This is a genomic window from Kitasatospora sp. NPDC053308, from assembly GCF_055585785.1.
On the sequence record NZ_JBVJJY010000017.1, the window covers coordinates 87095 to 104792 of the forward strand.

Below are 17698 nucleotides of genomic sequence, written 5' to 3' on the forward strand. Positions count from 1 at the left end.
CGTCACATTCCTCGTCGCGGGAAAGCCGGGGCGCCGGCCGCCCCCGCTGCCTGTCGGAGGTAGGGGTTGGTGGCGCGCTCGCGGCCGATGGTGGTCTGACCGCCGTGGCCGGAGAGGACCACGGTGGAGTCGTCGAGGGGCAGGCACACCCGGGCCAGCGACGCCATGATCGCCTCGCTGTCCCCGCCCGGGAGGTCGGTACGCCCGATGGAGCCGGCGAACAGCAGGTCGCCCGAGAACAGCACCGGGGGGAGGTCCTCGGCACCGGGCGTCCGGAAGGTCACCGACCCCCCGGTATGGCCCGGGGCGTGGTCCACGGTGAGCTGCAGGCCGGCCAGCTCCAGCACGCTGCCGTCGGTGAGCTCGCGGACGTCGTCGGGCTCGCCGACGGTGAGTTCGCCCATCAGCTGGGTGCCCAGGGAGCGGCCGAGCGCCTTCTCCGGGTCGGACATCATGTACCGGTCCTCGGGGTGGATCCAGGCCGGGACGCCGCGGGCGCCGCAGACCGGGACCACCGAGGCGACGTGGTCGATGTGGCCGTGCGTGAGCAGCACGGCGACGGGCTTCAGCCGGTGCTCGCGGACCAGTTCCTCGACGCCGCGGGCGGCCTGGTGGCCGGGGTCGACGATGACGCACTCCTCGCCCGCCGCCGGAGCGACCAGGTAGCAGTTGGTGCCCCAGGCTCCGGCGGGGAATCCGGCGATGAACACGCGCGTCCTTCGGGTGTGCGGCGGGCGGCTGGCGAGGACCGGTGGTGCGGGAACCACCAGTGGTGATGCTGTCTATGGGGTCATTCAGGGGCAGCCTACCGGCGGTCCGGCTCCGGTTGCGAACCAGATACGGGCGGCGTGAGGCGGCCGTGGACGCGGTTCACCGCGTTCTTACGGCCCCGGTCCCTACACTTGGCCGCCGGAGGATGCGATGATCCGCTCCGGAATCCATCCACTTTTCCAGCACATCCGTAGGAGACACGGCCGGTGGTCAGCAGCGAACAGCGGCGGCGGCAGCTCGCCCGCGAGAAGTACGAGCGCCAGATGGAGCGCCGGGCCGCGGCGGCGGCGGCACGCAAGCGCCGCAACACGATCCTGGGCGCCTCGCTGGCCGTCGTGGTCCTGGCGGGCGGCGGCACGCTGATCGCCACCGGCGCGTTCAGCTCGGACGACAAGGACAAGAGCGCCTCCGCCGCGAGCAGCGCGCAGGCCGCTCCGACCCAGGGGAACGAGCCGACCACGCCGACCCGCAAGCCGGTGGAGGGGTGCACCACGCCGGCGCCGGGCGCGCCCAACGGCAAGAAGTGGCAGGCCGAACCGGCCATGTCGATCGACCCGGCCGCCTCGTACACGATGGCGCTGGACACCACCTGCGGCAAGGTGACGATCGCGCTGGACGCGGCCAAGGCCCCGCACACGGTGAACTCGTTCTCGTTCCTGGCCGGCCAGCAGTACTTCGACCACACCAAGTGCCACCGCCTCACCACGGACGGCATCTTCGTGCTGCAGTGCGGCGACCCGACCGCCAGTGCGACCGTCCCCGGCGGTTCCGGCGACCCGGGCTACAAGTTCGCCGACGAGAACCTGGCCGGCGCGACCTACCCGGCGGGCACCGTGGCGATGGCCAACTCCGGCCCCGGCACCAACGGGAGCCAGTTCTTCCTGGTCTACAAGGACACCCAGCTGCCGCCGAAGTACACCCCCTTCGGCAAGATCACCGGCGGTCTGGACGTGGTGCAGAAGATCGCCGCCGCGGGCACCCTGGAAGGCAGCTCGGACGGCCACCCGATGGCCGACGTGACCCTCAACTCCGTTACGGTGTCGAAGGGTTGACCACCACCGGGGCATCCGGCGACCGGCCTTCGGGCCGCCGTCGCCGGGCCCCGGACCGAAATCGCCCGGCCCGGATGCGGACAGCACCGGGCCTGGTCGCCTATGTTGGCGTTGTATAGGGTGCCCGGACCCGCCCAGCCGTCACACCCTCGGCAGCAAGGCAGGGCGGACGGGGACGGCGGACTCATCGGTCCGCCGCACATCAACTGTGGACGACGGACGCGCGCCGCCCCGGCGCGGGCGCGACGTCATGTGGAGGACGCGCTATGAGCAGCGACCCGTGGGGCCGTGTGGACGAGCAGGGCACGGTCTACGTCAGGACGGCCGACGGCGAACGCGTCGTGGGTTCCTGGCAGGCCGGCTCGCCCGAGGAGGCCCTCGCCTACTTCGAGCGCAAGTACCAGGGCATCGAGGTGGAGATCGGCCTGCTGGAGAAGCGGGTGCGCACCACCGACCTGGCCGCCAAGGACGCCCAGACCGCGCTGGAGCACCTGCGCGCGCAGGTCGTCGAGGGGCACGCGGTCGGCGACCTGGACGCCCTGGCCAAGCGGCTGGACACGCTGGCCGGCGAGATCGAGAGCCGGCGCGAGGAGCGCAAGGCCGCCCGCGCCAAGGCCCAGGAGGAGGCCCGCGCCGCCAAGGAGGCCCTGGTCACCGAGGCCGAGCAGCTCGCCGAGTCCACCCAGTGGCGGGAGGCCGGGGACCGGCTGCGCGCCCTGGTGGACACCTGGAAGGGCCTGCCGCGCCTGGACCGCAAGAGCGACGACGAGCTCTGGCACCGCTTCTCGCACGCCCGCTCGGTCTTCTCCAAGCACCGCAAGGCGCACTTCGCCACCCTGGACGCCGAGCGCGACAAGGCCCGGCAGACCAAGGAGGCGCTGGTCGCCGAGGCCGAGGCGCTGTCCTCGTCCACGGACTGGGGCAGCACCGCCGCGGCCTACCGCGACCTGATGGCGCGCTGGAAGGGCGCCGGCCGGGCCCAGCGGGACGTCGAGGACGAGCTGTGGGCCCGGTTCCGCGGCGCGCAGGACGTGTTCTTCCAGGCCCGCTCCGCGGTGTTCAGCGAGCGCGACGCCGAGCAGGTGGAGAACCAGAAGCTCAAGGAGGCGCTGGCCGCCGAGGCCGAGGCGATCCTGCCGATCACCGACCTGAAGGCCGCCAAGGCCGCGCTGCGCGAGATCAACGAGCGCTGGGAGGCGATCGGGCACGTGCCGCGCGAGGCCCGTCCGAAGCTGGACGGCCGGCTGAACGCGGTCGAGCGCGCCATCCGCGAGGCCGAGGAGGCCGAGTGGAAGCGCTCCAACCCGGAGGCCAAGGCCCGCGCGGCCGGCATGGTCGGCCTCTTCCAGGCCAAGGCCGACAAGCTCCAGGCCGACCTGGACAAGGCCCGTGCGGCGGGCAACTCCGCCAAGGCCGACAAGCTGGAGTCCGAGCTGGCCGGCGTGCGGACCCTGCTGGAGCAGGCGCACAAGAGCCAGGAGGAGTTCAGCGGCTGATCCGCCGCCTGAACGGTGCACCTCCGAACGGGTGCGTACGGCGAAGGCCCCCGGGGAGCTCCCCGGGGGCCTTCGCCGTCCCCGCTACTTGCGAGCCGAGGTGACGCGGTAGACGTCGTACACGCCCTCGACGCCGCGCACCGCCTTGAGCACGTGCCCGAGGTGCTTCGGGTCGCCCATCTCGAAGGTGAAGCGGCTCATCGCCACCCGGTCGCGGGAGGTCTGCACCGCCGCGGACAGGATGTTGACGTGCTGGTCGGACAGCACCCGGGTGACGTCCGAGAGCAGGCGCGAGCGGTCCAGCGCCTCGACCTGGATGGCCACCAGGAAGACCGAGGACTGGGTGGCCGCCCACTCGACGTCGATCATGCGCTCCGGCTGCTGGCTCAGCGCCTCCACGTTGACGCAGTCGGCGCGGTGCACCGAGACGCCGTTGCCGCGGGTCACGAAGCCGACGATCGGGTCGCCCGGCACCGGGGTGCAGCAGCGGGAGAGCTTGACCCAGACGTCCTCGACGCCCTTGACGATCACGCCCGGGTCGCCCTTGGCCCGACGGCGCGCCGCGCGGCGGGTGTCGTGCGTCGGCGTGGCGGTCTCGGCGAGGTCCTCGGTGGCACCCTCCTCGCCGCCGAGCGCCTGGACCAGCTTCTGCACGATGTTCTGCGCGGCGACGTGGCCCTCGCCGATCGCGGCGTAGAGCGAGGAGATGTCGGGGTAGCGCATCTCGTGGGCCAGGGTGACCAGCGAGTCGCCGGTCAGGATCCGCTGGATCGGCAGGCCCTGCTTGCGCATCGCCCGGACGATCGCCTCCTTGCCGTGCTCGATCGCCTCCTCGCGGCGCTCCTTGGAGAACCAGGCCCGGATCTTGTTGCGGGCGCGCGGCGACTTGACGAAGCCCAGCCAGTCCCGGGAGGGGCCGGCGTTCTCCGCCTTGGAGGTGAACACCTCGACGGTGTCGCCGTTCTCCAGGGTCGACTCCAGCGGCACCAGCCGCCCGTTCACCCGGGCGCCTATCGTCCGGTAGCCGACCTCGGTGTGCACCGCGAAGGCGAAGTCGACCGGGGTCGCACCGGCCGGCAGGGCTATCACGTCGCCCTTGGGCGTGAAGACGAAGACCTCGTTGCTGGCCAGGTCGAAGCGCAGCGACTCCAGGAACTCGCCCGGGTCGGCGGTCTCCTTCTGCCAGTCCAGCAGCTGCCGCAGCCAGGCCATCTCGTTGACGGCGCCGGCCTTGTCGTCCTTGCGGGTCTGGGTCGGGGTGTCGGTGCGGACCTTGGACGCCCCGGCCACGGCGCGCTGCTTGTACTTCCAGTGCGCGGCGATGCCGTACTCGGCCCGCCGGTGCATGTCGAAGGTGCGGATCTGGAGCTCGACGGGCTTCCCGCCGGGGCCGATCACCGTCGTGTGCAGCGACTGGTACATGTTGAACTTGGGCATCGCGATGTAGTCCTTGAACCGCCCCGGCACCGGGTTCCACCGCGCGTGGATGGTGCCCAGCGCCGCGTAGCAGTCGCGGACGGTGTCGACCAGGACCCGGATGCCCACCAGGTCGTAGATCTCCGCGAAGTCCCGGCCCCGGACGATCATCTTCTGGTAGACCGAGTAGTAGTGCTTCGGCCGGCCGGTGACGGAGGCGGTGATCCGGGCGCCCCGCAGGTCCGCCTGGACCTGGTCGATGACGGTCGCCAGGTACTCGTCCCGCTTGGGGGCGCGCTCGGCGACCAGCCGGACGATCTCGTCGTACATCTTGGGGTAGAGGATCGCGAAGGCGAGGTCCTCCAGCTCCCACTTGATGGTGTTCATGCCCAGCCGGTGCGCCAGCGGGGCGTAGATCTCCAGCGTCTCGCGGGCCTTCTTCTCCTGCTTCTCCCGCTTGAGGTAGCGCATCGTGCGCATGTTGTGCAGGCGGTCGGCGAGCTTGATCACCAGGACCCGCGGGTCCTTGGCCATCGCGACGACCATCTTGCGGACGGTCTCGGCCTGCGCGGCCTCGCCGAACTTGACCCGGTCCAGCTTGGTGACGCCGTCCACCAGCAGGGCCACCGAGTCCCCGAAGTCCTTGCGCAGGGTCTCCAGGCCGTAGTCGGTGTCCTCGACGGTGTCGTGCAGCAGCCCGGCCATCAGGGTCGGGGCGTCCATGCCGAGCTCGGCGAGGATCGTCGCGACGGCCAGCGGGTGGGTGATGTACGGGTCGCCGCTCTTGCGCTTCTGCCCGCGGTGCCACTTCTCGGCCACCGCGTAGGCGCGCTCGATGTCGCGCAGCAGTGCCGGGTCGGCCTTGGGGTCGTTCGCCCGGATCGACCGGAACAGCGGCTCCAGGACGGGGTTGAGCACGCTGGAGCGCTGACCGCCGAGGCGGGCCAGGCGGGCGCGCATGCCGCCGGTGGAGCCACGGCCCGAGGGGGTGAGCGAACGCGAGGAGGTGGGCGCCGGGCGTGCCGGGGTGGCCCCCGAGGGCGTGGGACGGTCTTCGGGGGCGGCCGCTGCGGCCGTGGGCACAACCTCGTCGGGCAAGGACAACTCCTCGGGGCACCGGGCCGACCCCTGCCGCGGCCCGAACGCACGGACACGACCGGGAGGGGATGAATCTTCATGGTACCGAGCCGGGCGGCCGGGTGTTCATCCGGCCGGGCCCGGAAACGGAAGGGCGGCGGTCGGATGCTCCGACCGCCGCCCTTCGCAGGGGTTCCTCAGACCGTGACCAGCGTCTCCAGCGGAGCGCCGCCCAGGTGCCCGGCCAGCCGCTCGCGGCCGTCCAGGAAGCCCAGCTCCATCAGCACCACGACGCCCACCAGCTCGGCGCCGGCCTCCTTCACCAGGTCCAGCGAGGCGCCGATGGTCCCGCCGGTCGCCAGCACGTCGTCCACCACCAGCACCCGCTCACCGGGCGCGAAGGCGTCGCACTGCACCTCCAGCGTCGCCGAGCCGTACTCCAGCTCGTACGAGCGCCGGAACACCTCGCCGGGCAGCTTGCCCTGCTTGCGGATCGGCACGAAGCCGAGCCCGGCCGCGAAGGCCGCCGGAGCCGCCAGCACGAAGCCGCGCGCCTCCAGGCCCACCACCTTGGTCGCCCCGAGCGCCTTCGCCCGGTCCGCCAGCGCCCGGGTGAGGGCGCCGAAGGCCTCGGCGTCGGCGAGCAGCGGCGCGATGTCCTTGAACAGCACGCCCGGCTTCGGATAGTCCGGGACGTCCCGGATCCGGCTGTTCAGCAGCTCGGCCAGGGTGGTGTCGGCGGTGGTCACGGTGGGGGGTCCTTAGGGGTAGGGGCTCAGCGCTTGGTGGACGGACGGCCCTTGGCACGGGTGCCGGCCGAGCGGCCACGCTGACCGACCATACCCGCAGGCTGGCCCTCGTCCGCGCCCTCGTCCCCGGGCACCGCGTCCTCGGCCTTGGCGGCCGCGGCCCGGTGCTGCAGGACGCGCTTGCGCAGCGCCTTCATGTCCGGCTGCTCCTCCTTGAGCTGCGCCAGCAGCGGGGTGGCGACGCAGATCGAGGAGTAGGCACCGGCCGCGAGACCGATGAACAGCGCGAGCGAGATGTCGTTCAGCGTGCCGGCGCCCAGGATGCCGCCACCGATGAACAGCAGTGCGGCGACCGGCAGCAGCGCCACCACGGTGGTGTTGAGCGAGCGCACCAGGGTCTGGTTGAGGCCGGCGTTGGCCGCCTCGCTGTAGGTGAGCTTGTTCTGCTTGGTGAGCCCCTTGGTGTTCTCCTTCACGGTGTCGAAGACGACGACCGTGTCGTAGAGCGAGTACCCGAGGATCGTCAGGAAGCCGATCACCGTACCGGGGGTGACCTCGAAGCCCACCAGGGCGTAGACCCCGATGGTGATCAGGAGGTCGTGGATGAGGGCGACCAGGGCGGCCACCGCCATCCGCCACTCGAAGGCGATCGCCAGGTACGCCGTCACCAGGATCATGAAGATGATCAGACCCGTGATGGCCTTGTTGGAGATCTGCTTGCCCCAGCTGGGGCCGATCACCTGGGCCTCGACGGTGTCCAGCGGAACGCCGATCTTCTCGGCGAGCTGCGAGCGCACCTCGTCGGAGCTCTTGGGCTCCTCGGTGCTGACCTGGATGCGGATCTTGCCGTTGTCGGTCGACTGCACCAGCGGGTGCGAGGAGACGACCTGGTCGGCCTTCTCCTGCGCCTGCGAGACGGTCAGGCCGGGCTTGGACACGGTGTAGACCGAGCCGCCCTTGAACTCGATGCCCAGGTGCAGGCCCATGGCCAGGCCGATCGCCGCGACCAGCACGATCACGCCGGAGATGGAGTACCAGAGCTTGCGGCGACCGACGAAGTCGAAGCTGACTTCACCCTGGTAGAGCCGGTGGCCCAGGTTGGAGAAGCGTGACACGGTGTCAGGCCTCCTTCACGGCGGCAGAGGAGGGGCTACGGCGACGGCTGCTGCGCAGCGGCGGGCGGGCGCCCAGCCGCTTCGGGTCCAGACCGGACCACGGGTGGCCGTCGTGGAAGAACTTCCGGCGGGCCAGCAGCGTGATCAGCGGCTTGGTGAAGAGGAAGATCACCACGACGTCGAGCGCGGTGGTCAGCCCCAGGGTGAACGCGAAGCCCTGGACCTTGCCGACCGAGACCACGTAGAGCACGGCGGCACAGAGGAAGGACACGAAGTCCGAGACCAGGATGGTGCGCCGGGCGCGCGGCCAGGCCCGCTGGACCGCCGGGCGCAGCGGGGCGCCTTCGCGGACCTCGTCGCGGATGCGCTCGAAGTACACGATGAAGGAGTCGGCGGTGATGCCGATCGCGACGATCGCACCGCAGACCGCAGGCAGGTTCAGCGCGAAGCCGATCCCGCCGCCGAGCAGGCTCATGATCGAGTAGGTCAGGGCCGCCGAGACGATCAGACCAGCGATCGAGACCAGGCCGAGGCCGCGGTAGTAGACCAGCGAGTAGGCGACGACCAGCAGCATGCCGATCGCGCCGGCGATCAGACCGGCCTTGAGCTGGTCACTGCCCAGCGCCGGGGAGACGGTGGTGATGTCGCTCTTGGCGAACTCCAGCGGCAGGGCGCCGTAGCCCAGCACGTTGGACAGGTCCTGCGCCTCGGCCTGGGTGAAGCGGCCGGTGATGACCGCGGTGCCGCCCGGGATCGGGCCGTTGACCTGCGGGTGCGAGACGACCTGGTTGTCCAGCACGATGGCGAACTGGTTGGTCGGCGGGGTCTGGGTGGCCAGCTGGCCGGTGACCTTGGCGAAGGCGTCGGTGCCGGTGCCGTTGAACTGCAGCTGGACCTGCCAGCCGGCGCCGGTCTGGGTGTCGATGGTGGCCTGGGCCTTGGAGACGTCCGAGCCCTTCACGGCCACCGGACCGAGGGCCAGCTTCTCGTAGTAGCCGTTCTCGGCCTTCTGGGAGCAGGCGACGACGGCCTTGTCCTCGGGGCCGGTCTGGGCGGCGCGGACCTCGGGCTTGGAGCAGTCGAGGGCGGCGAAGGCGGCGGACAGCTCGGGCGGCACGGTGCCCTGGGTCATCGCAGCACTCAGGTCCGCGGCGCTCGGCGGGGTGGCCGGGGCGCTGGGGGTGGCCGGGGTGCTCGGGGTACCGGTGGCGGAGGGGGCCGCGCCGGTGGCGGCGGCGGACGGGGTGGTGCCCTCGGCGGCCAGCGCCTCACCGACGGTGCGGCCCTGCTTGGTGGCGCTCGCGGTCGCGGACGGCGTACCGGTCGCGGCGGGGGCGGTGGCCGAGGAGGTGGCACCGGCCGACGGGGTCGCGCCCGGGGTCCCGGTGGCACCGGCGGACGGCGTGCCGCTGGGTGCCGGGGCGGTGACGCCGCTCGGGGCGACGGCCAGGACCGGGCGGAAGAACAGCTTCGCGGTGGTACCGACCTGGTCCGCCGCGTTCTGCCGGTCGCCGCCCTTGGGGATGTTCACGATGATCGTGCTGTCGCCCTGGGTCTGGACCTCCGCCTCGGAGACACCCATACCGTTGACGCGGCGCTCGATGATCCCGGTGGCGATGTCCATGTTGGACTTGTTGATCGCCTTGGGGTCGGTCGACTTCGCGGTCAGCGTGATGCTGGTGCCACCGGCGAGGTCGATCCCGAGCCGGGGCTTGGTGTTGCCCGTCCCGAACATGAGGGCGACCAGTCCGACGGTGACGACCAGGATGAGGGCCAGCGCCCGCCCTGGGTAGCCGTCGCGCGGGCGCGACTTGGGTGTTGCCACCTTGCTCGTTTCTCCCTGTCCATGCCACCTCCCCGACCGGACCCCCGTCCGGCTCGTGGCTGGACAGGGGTCTGAGTGGTTCTGCGGCCCTGAGGTCCTGTGGGCTCGCGGCACTGTGCCGCGCGACCGGGCGGGTTGCCCGGCCGTACTACTTGCTCGCGGGAGCCCCGCCCTCGACGTCGCCCTTCTCGGCGCTGTCCTTGGTGAGCGACAGCGGCTTGTCCTCTACCGGCTCGGCGTCGGCGTCCTCGGCCTCCGGCTCGGGGAGCTCGTCGTCGGCGGGGCGACCGTTGATGATCGCGTCGTACTCCTGGGGGTCCAGGACGGCCGCGATCGCGCTCTTGGTGAAGTGGGTGACCACGCCGGGCGCGATCTCCAGCTCGACGGTCTCCTCGTTGACCGCCTTCACCTGGGCGTACAGACCGCCGATGGTGCGCACTCCCGCCCCGGGCTCCAGCGAGGTCTGCATGCTCTGCATCTGCTGCTGGCGCTTCTTCTGCGACCGGAACATGAGCACGATCGCGATGATCGGGAGGAGAAGGATGATGAGGTTCACTGCAGCCAGGGTCCTTTACGGGCCGCCGGCCGGCGGCCTGTGTGGTATGGGTCGGCCCGTCGGGTGAGAGGGGCGGTCCGGCGGAGTCTATGCAACCCCGAATCGATCGGACAACGCCAAGCATCGCATCCTGCCGCCGAAAGTGGCGACCCTCCGCCTGCACAGTTTCCCCGGACCCCGCTCGCACCTCCTCCGTACCGCGCGCCGGTGGCCCCGGCCGGGGCCGTCACCCGGCGCGGCTCACCCGTTCGGCCGATGACGGTCAACTTCCGTCGGCGGGGAAGAGCTCCGGCTGCGGCGGGACGCCCCCGCGGGTGGTCTGGACCGGCGGGGTCTGGACCGGCGGCGTCAGGCCGAGGTGCTGCCAGGCCGCTGCGGTGGCGATCCGCCCGCGCGGGGTCCGGGCGAGCAGTCCCTCGCGGACCAGGAAGGGCTCGGCGACCTCCTCGACCGTCTCGGACTCCTCCCCCACCGCGACCGCGAGGGTCGACAAGCCGACCGGCCCCCCGCCGAACAGCCTGAGCAGCGCGTCCAGCACCGCGCGGTCCAGGCGGTCCAGGCCGCGGGCGTCCACCTCGTAGACGTCCAGCGCCTGGGCGGCAATCTCCGCGGTGACCTGCCCGTCGTGCCGGACCTGCGCGTAGTCGCGGACCCGGCGCAGCAGCCGGTTGGCGATGCGCGGGGTGCCGCGCGAGCGCCCGGCGATCTCGGCGGCGCCGGCCGGGTCTATCTCCACGTCCAACAGCGTGGCCGAGCGGTGCACCACCCGCTGCAGCTCGGCCGGGGCGTAGAACTCCATGTGGCCGGTGAACCCGAAGCGGTCGCGCAGCGGGGGCGGCAGCAGGCCGGCCCGGGTGGTGGCACCGACGAGGGTGAAGGGCGGCAGCTCCAGCGGGATGGCGGTGGCGCCCGGGCCCTTGCCGACGATCACGTCGACCCGGAAGTCCTCCATCGCCATGTAGAGCATCTCCTCGGCGGGCCGGGACATCCGGTGGATCTCGTCGAGGAAGAGCACCTCCCCCTCGGTGAGCGAGGAGAGGATCGCCGCGAGGTCACCCGCGTGCTGGATGGCCGGGCCGGAGGTGATCCGGATCGGGGCGCCCAGCTCGGCGGCGATGATCATCGACAGGGTGGTCTTGCCCAGCCCGGGCGGGCCGCTCAGCAGCACGTGGTCGGGCGCGCTGCCGCGCTTGCGGGCGGCCTGGAGCACCAGGGACAGCTGCTCGCGCACCCGCTCCTGGCCGATGAACTCGTCCAGCAGCTTGGGGCGCAGCGCCGCCTCCACCGCCTGGTCCTCGCCGTCGGCGGCGGCCGTGACCAGCCGGTCGGCGGATTCCGGGTCGTACATCGTTGCGGGCTCCCGAGTCTCCAGGGTCGACAAACGGACAGGTCGTCAGACGGCGTCAGCGGGCCCGGTTCAGGCCGCGCAGCGCGAGCCGGAGCAGGGCGCCGACGTCCGGCGTCTGCTGGGCCTCCGCCTCCGGAGTGACGGCCGCGACCGCCTCGTCCGCCTCGCGCGGGGCGTAGCCGAGACCGGTCAGCGCGGAGTGCAGCTGCTCGCTCCACGGCGCCGGGCCGGCCGCGACCGGCTTCTGCGCGGGCACCGCGCCGTGCGGGGCACCCAGCTTGTCCTTGTACTCCAGGAGCAGCTTGGCGGCCTTGGCCTTGCCGATGCCCGGCACGGCGACCAGCGCCTTCTCGTCACCGCTCGCGATCGCGGCGCGCAGCGCGTCGGGGCTGTGCACCCCGAGGATCGCCTGCGCCAGCTTGGGGCCGACGCCGGGCGCGGCCTGCAGGATCTCGAAGACGGCCCGCTCGTCGTCGTCCGCGAAGCCGAAGAGCGTCAGCGAGTCCTCCCGGACCACCAGCGAGGTCGCCAGCCGGGCAGGCTCGCCCAGCCGCAGGCCGGCCAGGGTGTTCGGGGTGCACTGCACGGCCATGCCGACCCCGCCGACCTCGACCACCGCCGTCCCCGCGGAGATGGCCGCGACGGGCCCTTGCACGAAGGCGATCACCGGACACTGCCTTTCGACGGGGAGCTGGTGCTCAGGGGGGTGGAGCGGGCGGTGGCGCGGGCGGCCAGGACGGCGGCCTCCAGCCGGTTGGCCGCGCCGCCGCGCCAGATGTGGCAGATGGCGAGCGCCAGCGCGTCGGCGGCGTCCGCGGGCTTGGGCGGGGCGTCCAGCCGCAGCAGCCGCTGCACCATGGCCGTGACCTGCGCCTTGTCGGCGCGGCCGGAGCCGGTGACGGCCGCCTTGACCTCGCTCGGGGTGTGCAGGGTGACGGGGATGCCGCGCCGCGTCGCGCAGAGCATCGCGACCGCACTGGCCTGGGCCGTGCCCATCACGGTGCGGACGTTGTGCTGGGCGAAGACCCGCTCGACGGCGACGAGGTCGGGCCGGTGCTCGTCCAGCCAGGCCTCGATGCCCTGCTCGACCCGGAGCAGCCGCTGCCCGATCTCGGCGTCCGCCGGGGTGCGCACCACGCCGACCCCGGCCATCCGCAGGGGCCGGCCCGGCGCGCCCTCGACCACGCCGACCCCGCACCTGGTCAGCCCCGGGTCGACACCCAGTACCCGTACCACCGGCCCCGCCTTCCGTTCCACCGCCGCTCGCGACCTGCGAAGGCTATCGTCCGGGTCCGACAACGCGACCGACGACACCGGCCCGGCGGTCCTGGGACCACCGGGCCGGGCAGTGAGAACGGTCACTCGTGCCGTTACTCGGCGTCGAGCTGCGCACCGACCTCGTCGGAGATGTCGAAGTTGGCGAAGACGTTCTGCACGTCGTCGCTGTCCTCCAGCGCGTCGATCAGCTTGAGGATCTTGCGGGCGCCGTCGACGTCCAGCTCGACCTGCATGCTGGGCACGAAGTTGGCCTCGGCGGAGTCGTAGTCGACGCCGGCGTCCACCAGGGCGGTGCGGACGGCCACCATGTCACCGGCCTCGGAGGTGATCTCGAAGGCCTCGCCCAGGTCGGTGACCTCCTCGGCGCCGTGGTCGAGCACGATGTCGAGGAGCTTGTCCTCGTCCACGCCGTCGGCCTTGGGGACGACGACGACACCCTTGCGGGTGAACAGGTACGACACGGAGCCCGGGTCGGCCATCGAGCCGCCGTTGCGGGTCATCGCGACGCGCACGTCGGAGGCCGCGCGGTTGCGGTTGTCGGTGAGGCACTCGATCAGGACCGCGACGCCGTTGGGGCCGTAGCCCTCGTACATGATCGTCTGGTAGTCGGCGCCGCCGGCCTCCAGACCGCCACCGCGCTTGACGGCGCGGTTGATGTTGTCGATCGGGACCGAGCTCTTCTTCGCCTTCTGGATGGCGTCGTAGAGGGTCGGGTTGCCCGCCGGGTCGGGACCGCCGGTGCGCGCCGCCACCTCGATGTTCTTGATCATCTTGGCGAAGAGCTTGCCGCGCTTGGCGTCGATCACGGCCTTCTTGTGCTTGGTGGTAGCCCACTTAGAGTGGCCGGACATCGCCAGCTCCTTTACGTCGCCAAAGGGAAATGAACAGAAGAGATCTTACCGGTGTCGCCACCGGTGGTAGGACCGCCGTTACTTCGCGGCCGCCGCGAGATGCTCCTCGACCATCTTCACGAAGTACGCGTGCACCCGGTGGTCGCCGGTCAGCTCGGGGTGGAAGGACGTGGCCAGCAGGTTGCCCTGGCGCACGGCCACGATCCGGCTGTCCGGCCCGTCCGCGGCCGGCAGCTCGGCCAGCACCTCGACGCCGGCGCCCACCGACTCGACCCAGGGCGCGCGGATGAAGACGCCGTGCACCGGCGCGTCGTCCATGCCCTTGAAGGCGATCCCCGACTCGAAGGACTCGTTCTGACGGCCGAAGGCGTTGCGGCGCACCGTCATGTCGATGCCGCCGACGGTCTCCTGGTCCTCGCGGCCGTCCAGGATCTTGTCCGCCAGCATGATCATGCCCGCGCAGGTGCCGTACACCGGCATGCCGGCGGCGACCCGCTCGCGCACCGGGTCCATCACGCCGAACAGCAGCGCCAGCTTGGACATGGTGGTGGACTCCCCGCCGGGGATCACCAGCGCGTCGACCTCGGCCAGCTCCTCCGCACGGCGCACCGGACGGGCGAGCGCGTCGGCCTCGGCCAGCGCCACCAGGTGCTCGCGGACGTCGCCCTGCAGGGCGAGGACGCCGATGACTGGAGTGCTCACGGTCTTCAACCTCAATCGATCGTTGCTACTGAGTACGTGGCGCGGCCCGCCGCAGCGCCGAACGCTGCGGCGGGCCCGGGCCCTCGGAACCTGCGGGGCGATTACCAGCCGCGGTTGGCGTAGCGCTCGGTCTCCGGCAGGGTGTCGCAGTTGATGCCGACCATGGCCTCGCCGAGGTTGCGGGAGGCGTCCGCGATGATCTTCGGGTCGTCGTAGAAGGTGGTGGCCTTCACGATGGCGGCGGCGCGCTTGGCCGGGTCGCCGGACTTGAAGATGCCGGAGCCGACGAAGACGCCCTCGGCGCCCAGCTGGCGCATCAGCGCGGCGTCGGCCGGGGTGGCCACGCCACCGGCGGAGAACAGCACGACCGGCAGCTTGCCGAGCTCGGCGACCTCCTTGACCAGCTCGTACGGGGCGCGCAGCTCCTTGGCGGCGGCGTACAGCTCGTTGTGGTCCAGGGCGCGCAGGTGGCCGATCTCGTTCTTGATCTGGCGCAGGTGGCGGACGGCCTCGACGACGTTGCCGGTGCCGGCCTCGCCCTTCGAGCGGATCATGGCCGCGCCCTCGGCGATGCGGCGCAGGGCCTCGCCCAGGTTGGTGGCGCCGCAGACGAAGGGGGTGGTGAAGGCCCACTTGTCGGAGTGGTTGACCTCGTCGGCCGGGGTCAGCACCTCGGACTCGTCGATGTAGTCGACACCCAGCGACTGCAGGACCTGGGCCTCGACGAAGTGCCCGATGCGGGACTTGGCCATCACCGGGATGGAGACCGCACCGATGATCTCCTCGATCATGTTCGGGTCGGACATGCGGGCCACTCCGCCGTCCTTGCGGATGTCGGCCGGAACCCGCTCCAGCGCCATGACGGCCACCGCGCCGGCGTCCTCGGCGATCTTCGCCTGCTCGGCGTTGACCACGTCCATGATCACACCGCCCTTGAGCTGCTCGGCCATGCCGCGCTTGACCCGGGCGGTGCCGATCTGCGGCTGGTCTGCGGTGGTGGGGGTGGTGGACACGTGAGACCTCACTCGAAGATGAACCAGTGCTATCGCCCTATGGTAGGCGGAACGGGTGGCCCCTCCATGTGCCACCGAGTCCAGCCAGGACGACGGGATACGACAAACGGGCCGTATCCGTGGACACCCTAAGCAGGAGCGCCTTCGGGCGTAAGGGCGGGCGGCGGGGCGTCGTCCATCTCGAACGCCATCGGGAACGGCGCCTTCCCGGCCAGCCGGAAGTACCGCACCAGCCGGTGCTCCCGGACCGCCCGGGCCGCCCGCACCGCGTCGTTGTGGAACCGGCGGGCCATCGGCACCCGGCGCACCGCGGCCGTCAGATCACGAACCGCCTCCTCGCCGCCCGGCTCGGCCACCAGCACCGCCACCTGCTCCGGCTCCTCGAACACCGCCCGCAGCGCCAGGCTCAGCTGGCTCTCCGCGACCTCGCGGTGCTCGTCCTCGGCCTGCCGGGCCGCGTGCGCCGCGTCCAGCAGCAGCAGCGAGGCCGCCGGGTCCAGCAGCGAGGACGTCGCGAGCTCCATCGCCACCGAGGCGCGGCGGACCAGCTGCGCGTCCAGTGCCGCCCGCGCGGCGTCGATCCGGGCGTGCAGCCGGTCCAGGCGGCCGGCCGTCCAACTCAGGTACATGCCGAAGAGCACCACGGCCACGCCGGCCCAGATCCAGGTAGTCACGGGCCGCTACGTTACCGGGTGTCACCGGCCGGTCCGACCGGTGTCAGCCCAGCACGACCGCGTGCCGGTAGGAGTCCCGGTCGATGTCGGCGATGTCCACCGCGCTGAACAACCGCTTGCCGGGCAGCGGCGGCACGTGCTCCGCCACCAGCTTCAGCACGCCCTCGCTCAGCGCCGCCTTCGCCTCCGGCGAGCGCCCCGGGAAGATCTGGAACTGCACGAACACCTGGACGTCCCCGCCCTCGCTTGCGGTGCCGACCACGAACTCCTCGCTCGGCCGGAACACCGTCTTGCAGGACTCCGGCTTGGCGTCGATCGTCTCCTCCGCCAGCCGGTTGATCGCCAGGCCCAGGGCCCGGCGGTCGAAGGTGCCGGCCAGGCCGGCCGAGTAGTCGACGGAGATCTGCGGCATCGGTTCCCCCATGCGGTCGAGCGGTACGGTCGCCCGACCCTAACCCCGCCTACACCGGGGCCCTCGTCGACCCCACCGCGACCGCCGCACCCGCCGATCGGTCCCGGGCCGGCCCGCGGCGCCTGATCCCGACCGGCCCGCGGCGTCTAATCCCTGGCCAGTCCGAACCGGCCGCGCCGCCCGCTGCGCTCGTCCTCCTCGACCACCGCGGCGGCCCCCGCCGTCACCGTCTCGTACACCGCCAGGATGTCCGCGCCCACGGTCGACCAGTCGAACCGCCGCACGTGCCGCGAGGCCGCCTTCCGCAGCTCCTCCAGCCGGGCCGGATCGCCCAGCAGCCGCAGGGCGGTCCGGGCCAGCGCGTCCGCGTCCTCCACCGGGAACAGCTCGCCGGCGTCCCCGCCGTCCAGCACCTGCTTGAACGCGTCCAGGTCGCTGGCCAGCACCGGGGCACCCGCCGACATCGCCTCCACCAGGATGATCCCGAAGCTCTCGCCCCCGGTGTTCGGCGCCACGTACAGGTCCACGCTGCGCAGCAGCCGGGCCTTCTCCTCGTCGCTCACCATGCCGAGGAACTCGACCTGCCGGCGCACCTCCGGCGCCAGGCCCGAGACGGCCTCCTCCTCGTCGCCCTTGCCCGCCACCAGCAGCCGCACCCCGGGCCGCTCGGCCAGGATCCTCGGCAGCGCCGCCAGCAGCGTCGGCAGGCCCTTGCGCGGCTCGTTGATCCGGCCGATGAAGCCGATCGTGCCCGGCTTCCCCTTCGCCGCGTGCCCGAGCCACCGCTCGTCCGGCTCGGCGTCCGCGAAGAAGCCCACGTCCACGCCGTTCGGGATCACCACCGCGTCCCCGCCGAGGTGCTCCACGAGCGTGCGCCGGGCGTACTCCGACACCGCGATCCGGGCCCGCATCTTCTCCAGGCCCGGCTGCAGGATCGGCGAGGCCGCGATCATCGCCCGCGAGCGCGGGTTGGAGGTGTGGAAGGTCCCCACCATCGGGCCGGTCGCCGACCAGGCCGCCAGCATCGACAGGCTGGGCGAGGCCGGCTCGTGCACGTGCAGGATGTCGAAGCGCCCGTCGTGCAGCCACCGCCGCACCCGCGCCGCGGACAGGAGGCCGAAGCTCAGCCGAGCCACCGACCCGTTGTACGGCACCGCCACCGCCCGCCCGGCCGAGACCACGTACGGCGGCAGCGCCTCGTCGTCCTCGGCCGGCGCCAGCACCGACACCTCGTGCCCCAGGCCGATCAGGTGCTCGGCCAGGTCCCGGATGTGGAACTGCACCCCGCCGGGGACGTCCCAGTCGTACGGGCAGACGATGCCGATCTTCACGGGTTCCTCAAGCTCCTTCGGACGGTCGTACG

17 protein-coding genes are annotated in these 17698 nt (G+C 71.9%); 2 read left to right on the forward strand and 15 right to left on the reverse strand.

Going from position 1 to position 17698, the window contains the following annotated elements; genetic code table 11:
* Positions 1 to 2: 2 nt before the first annotated feature.
* Positions 3 to 710 carry an MBL fold metallo-hydrolase gene (locus ACZ6Y7_RS29825; protein ID WP_465761055.1) on the reverse strand — a complete coding sequence of 236 codons (708 nt, stop codon included), beginning with the start codon at positions 708 to 710 and terminating at the stop codon, positions 3 to 5.
* Positions 711 to 977: 267 nt separating this feature from the next.
* Here ACZ6Y7_RS29825 and ACZ6Y7_RS29830 point away from each other — a divergent pair, with 267 nt between their 5' ends.
* Entirely contained in the window at positions 978 to 1823 is an 846-nt protein-coding gene (locus tag ACZ6Y7_RS29830) for a peptidylprolyl isomerase (protein WP_465761056.1), read from the forward strand.
* 266 nt (positions 1824 to 2089) lie between these two features.
* On the forward strand, positions 2090 to 3319 hold the full coding sequence (locus tag ACZ6Y7_RS29835; protein ID WP_465761057.1) for a DUF349 domain-containing protein: 1230 nt from the start codon (positions 2090 to 2092) through the stop codon (positions 3317 to 3319).
* Between the two features lie 84 nt (positions 3320 to 3403).
* Here ACZ6Y7_RS29835 and ACZ6Y7_RS29840 read toward each other — a convergent pair whose 3' ends face one another.
* From ACZ6Y7_RS29840 to ACZ6Y7_RS29905, 14 genes are all read right to left on the reverse strand, one after another.
* On the reverse strand, positions 3404 to 5839 hold the full coding sequence (locus ACZ6Y7_RS29840; RefSeq protein ID WP_465761058.1) for a RelA/SpoT family protein: 2436 nt from the start codon (positions 5837 to 5839) through the stop codon (positions 3404 to 3406).
* A gap of 170 nt (positions 5840 to 6009) precedes the next feature.
* Positions 6010 to 6561 (reverse strand): adenine phosphoribosyltransferase, encoded by a 552-nt coding sequence (locus tag ACZ6Y7_RS29845; protein ID WP_465761059.1) that lies wholly within the window; start codon positions 6559 to 6561, stop codon positions 6010 to 6012.
* A 26-nt stretch (positions 6562 to 6587) separates the two neighbouring features.
* A complete protein-coding gene (gene secF / locus ACZ6Y7_RS29850) occupies positions 6588 to 7676 on the reverse strand; it encodes a protein translocase subunit SecF (RefSeq protein ID WP_465761060.1) in 1089 nt (362 codons plus the stop codon).
* 4 nt (positions 7677 to 7680) lie between these two features.
* On the reverse strand, positions 7681 to 9501 hold the full coding sequence (secD, locus tag ACZ6Y7_RS29855) for a protein translocase subunit SecD (RefSeq protein ID WP_465761061.1): 1821 nt from the start codon (positions 9499 to 9501) through the stop codon (positions 7681 to 7683).
* 148 nt (positions 9502 to 9649) lie between these two features.
* Entirely contained in the window at positions 9650 to 10057 is a 408-nt protein-coding gene (yajC, locus tag ACZ6Y7_RS29860; RefSeq protein ID WP_402216717.1) for a preprotein translocase subunit YajC, read from the reverse strand.
* Positions 10058 to 10319: 262 nt separating this feature from the next.
* Positions 10320 to 11405 (reverse strand): Holliday junction branch migration DNA helicase RuvB, encoded by a 1086-nt coding sequence (gene ruvB, locus ACZ6Y7_RS29865; protein ID WP_402216714.1) that lies wholly within the window; start codon positions 11403 to 11405, stop codon positions 10320 to 10322.
* Positions 11406 to 11460: 55 nt separating this feature from the next.
* A complete protein-coding gene (ruvA, locus tag ACZ6Y7_RS29870; RefSeq protein WP_465761062.1) occupies positions 11461 to 12072 on the reverse strand; it encodes a Holliday junction branch migration protein RuvA in 612 nt (203 codons plus the stop codon).
* A complete protein-coding gene (ruvC, locus tag ACZ6Y7_RS29875) occupies positions 12069 to 12641 on the reverse strand; it encodes a crossover junction endodeoxyribonuclease RuvC (RefSeq protein ID WP_465761063.1) in 573 nt (190 codons plus the stop codon). Before ruvC ends, ruvA begins: the two co-directional genes overlap by 4 nt.
* A 134-nt stretch (positions 12642 to 12775) precedes the next feature.
* Positions 12776 to 13534, reverse strand: a complete 759-nt coding sequence (locus ACZ6Y7_RS29880; protein WP_402216705.1) for a YebC/PmpR family DNA-binding transcriptional regulator — start codon at positions 13532 to 13534, stop codon at positions 12776 to 12778.
* 78 nt (positions 13535 to 13612) lie between these two features.
* On the reverse strand, positions 13613 to 14236 hold the full coding sequence (pdxT, locus tag ACZ6Y7_RS29885; protein WP_402216703.1) for a pyridoxal 5'-phosphate synthase glutaminase subunit PdxT: 624 nt from the start codon (positions 14234 to 14236) through the stop codon (positions 13613 to 13615).
* A gap of 101 nt (positions 14237 to 14337) precedes the next feature.
* Positions 14338 to 15249, reverse strand: a complete 912-nt coding sequence (pdxS, locus tag ACZ6Y7_RS29890) for a pyridoxal 5'-phosphate synthase lyase subunit PdxS (RefSeq protein ID WP_350736901.1) — start codon at positions 15247 to 15249, stop codon at positions 14338 to 14340.
* Positions 15250 to 15377: 128 nt separating this feature from the next.
* Positions 15378 to 15878, reverse strand: a complete 501-nt coding sequence (locus ACZ6Y7_RS29895) for a hypothetical protein (protein WP_270151358.1) — start codon at positions 15876 to 15878, stop codon at positions 15378 to 15380.
* 88 nt (positions 15879 to 15966) lie between these two features.
* The gene (locus ACZ6Y7_RS29900; protein ID WP_465761064.1) at positions 15967 to 16335 is read right to left on the reverse strand and encodes a 5-carboxymethyl-2-hydroxymuconate Delta-isomerase; all 369 of its coding nucleotides are present in this window, start codon (positions 16333 to 16335) and stop codon (positions 15967 to 15969) included.
* 146 nt (positions 16336 to 16481) lie between these two features.
* Positions 16482 to 17666 (reverse strand): glycosyltransferase family 4 protein, encoded by a 1185-nt coding sequence (locus ACZ6Y7_RS29905; protein ID WP_465761065.1) that lies wholly within the window; start codon positions 17664 to 17666, stop codon positions 16482 to 16484.
* Positions 17667 to 17698: the final 32 nt, after the last annotated feature.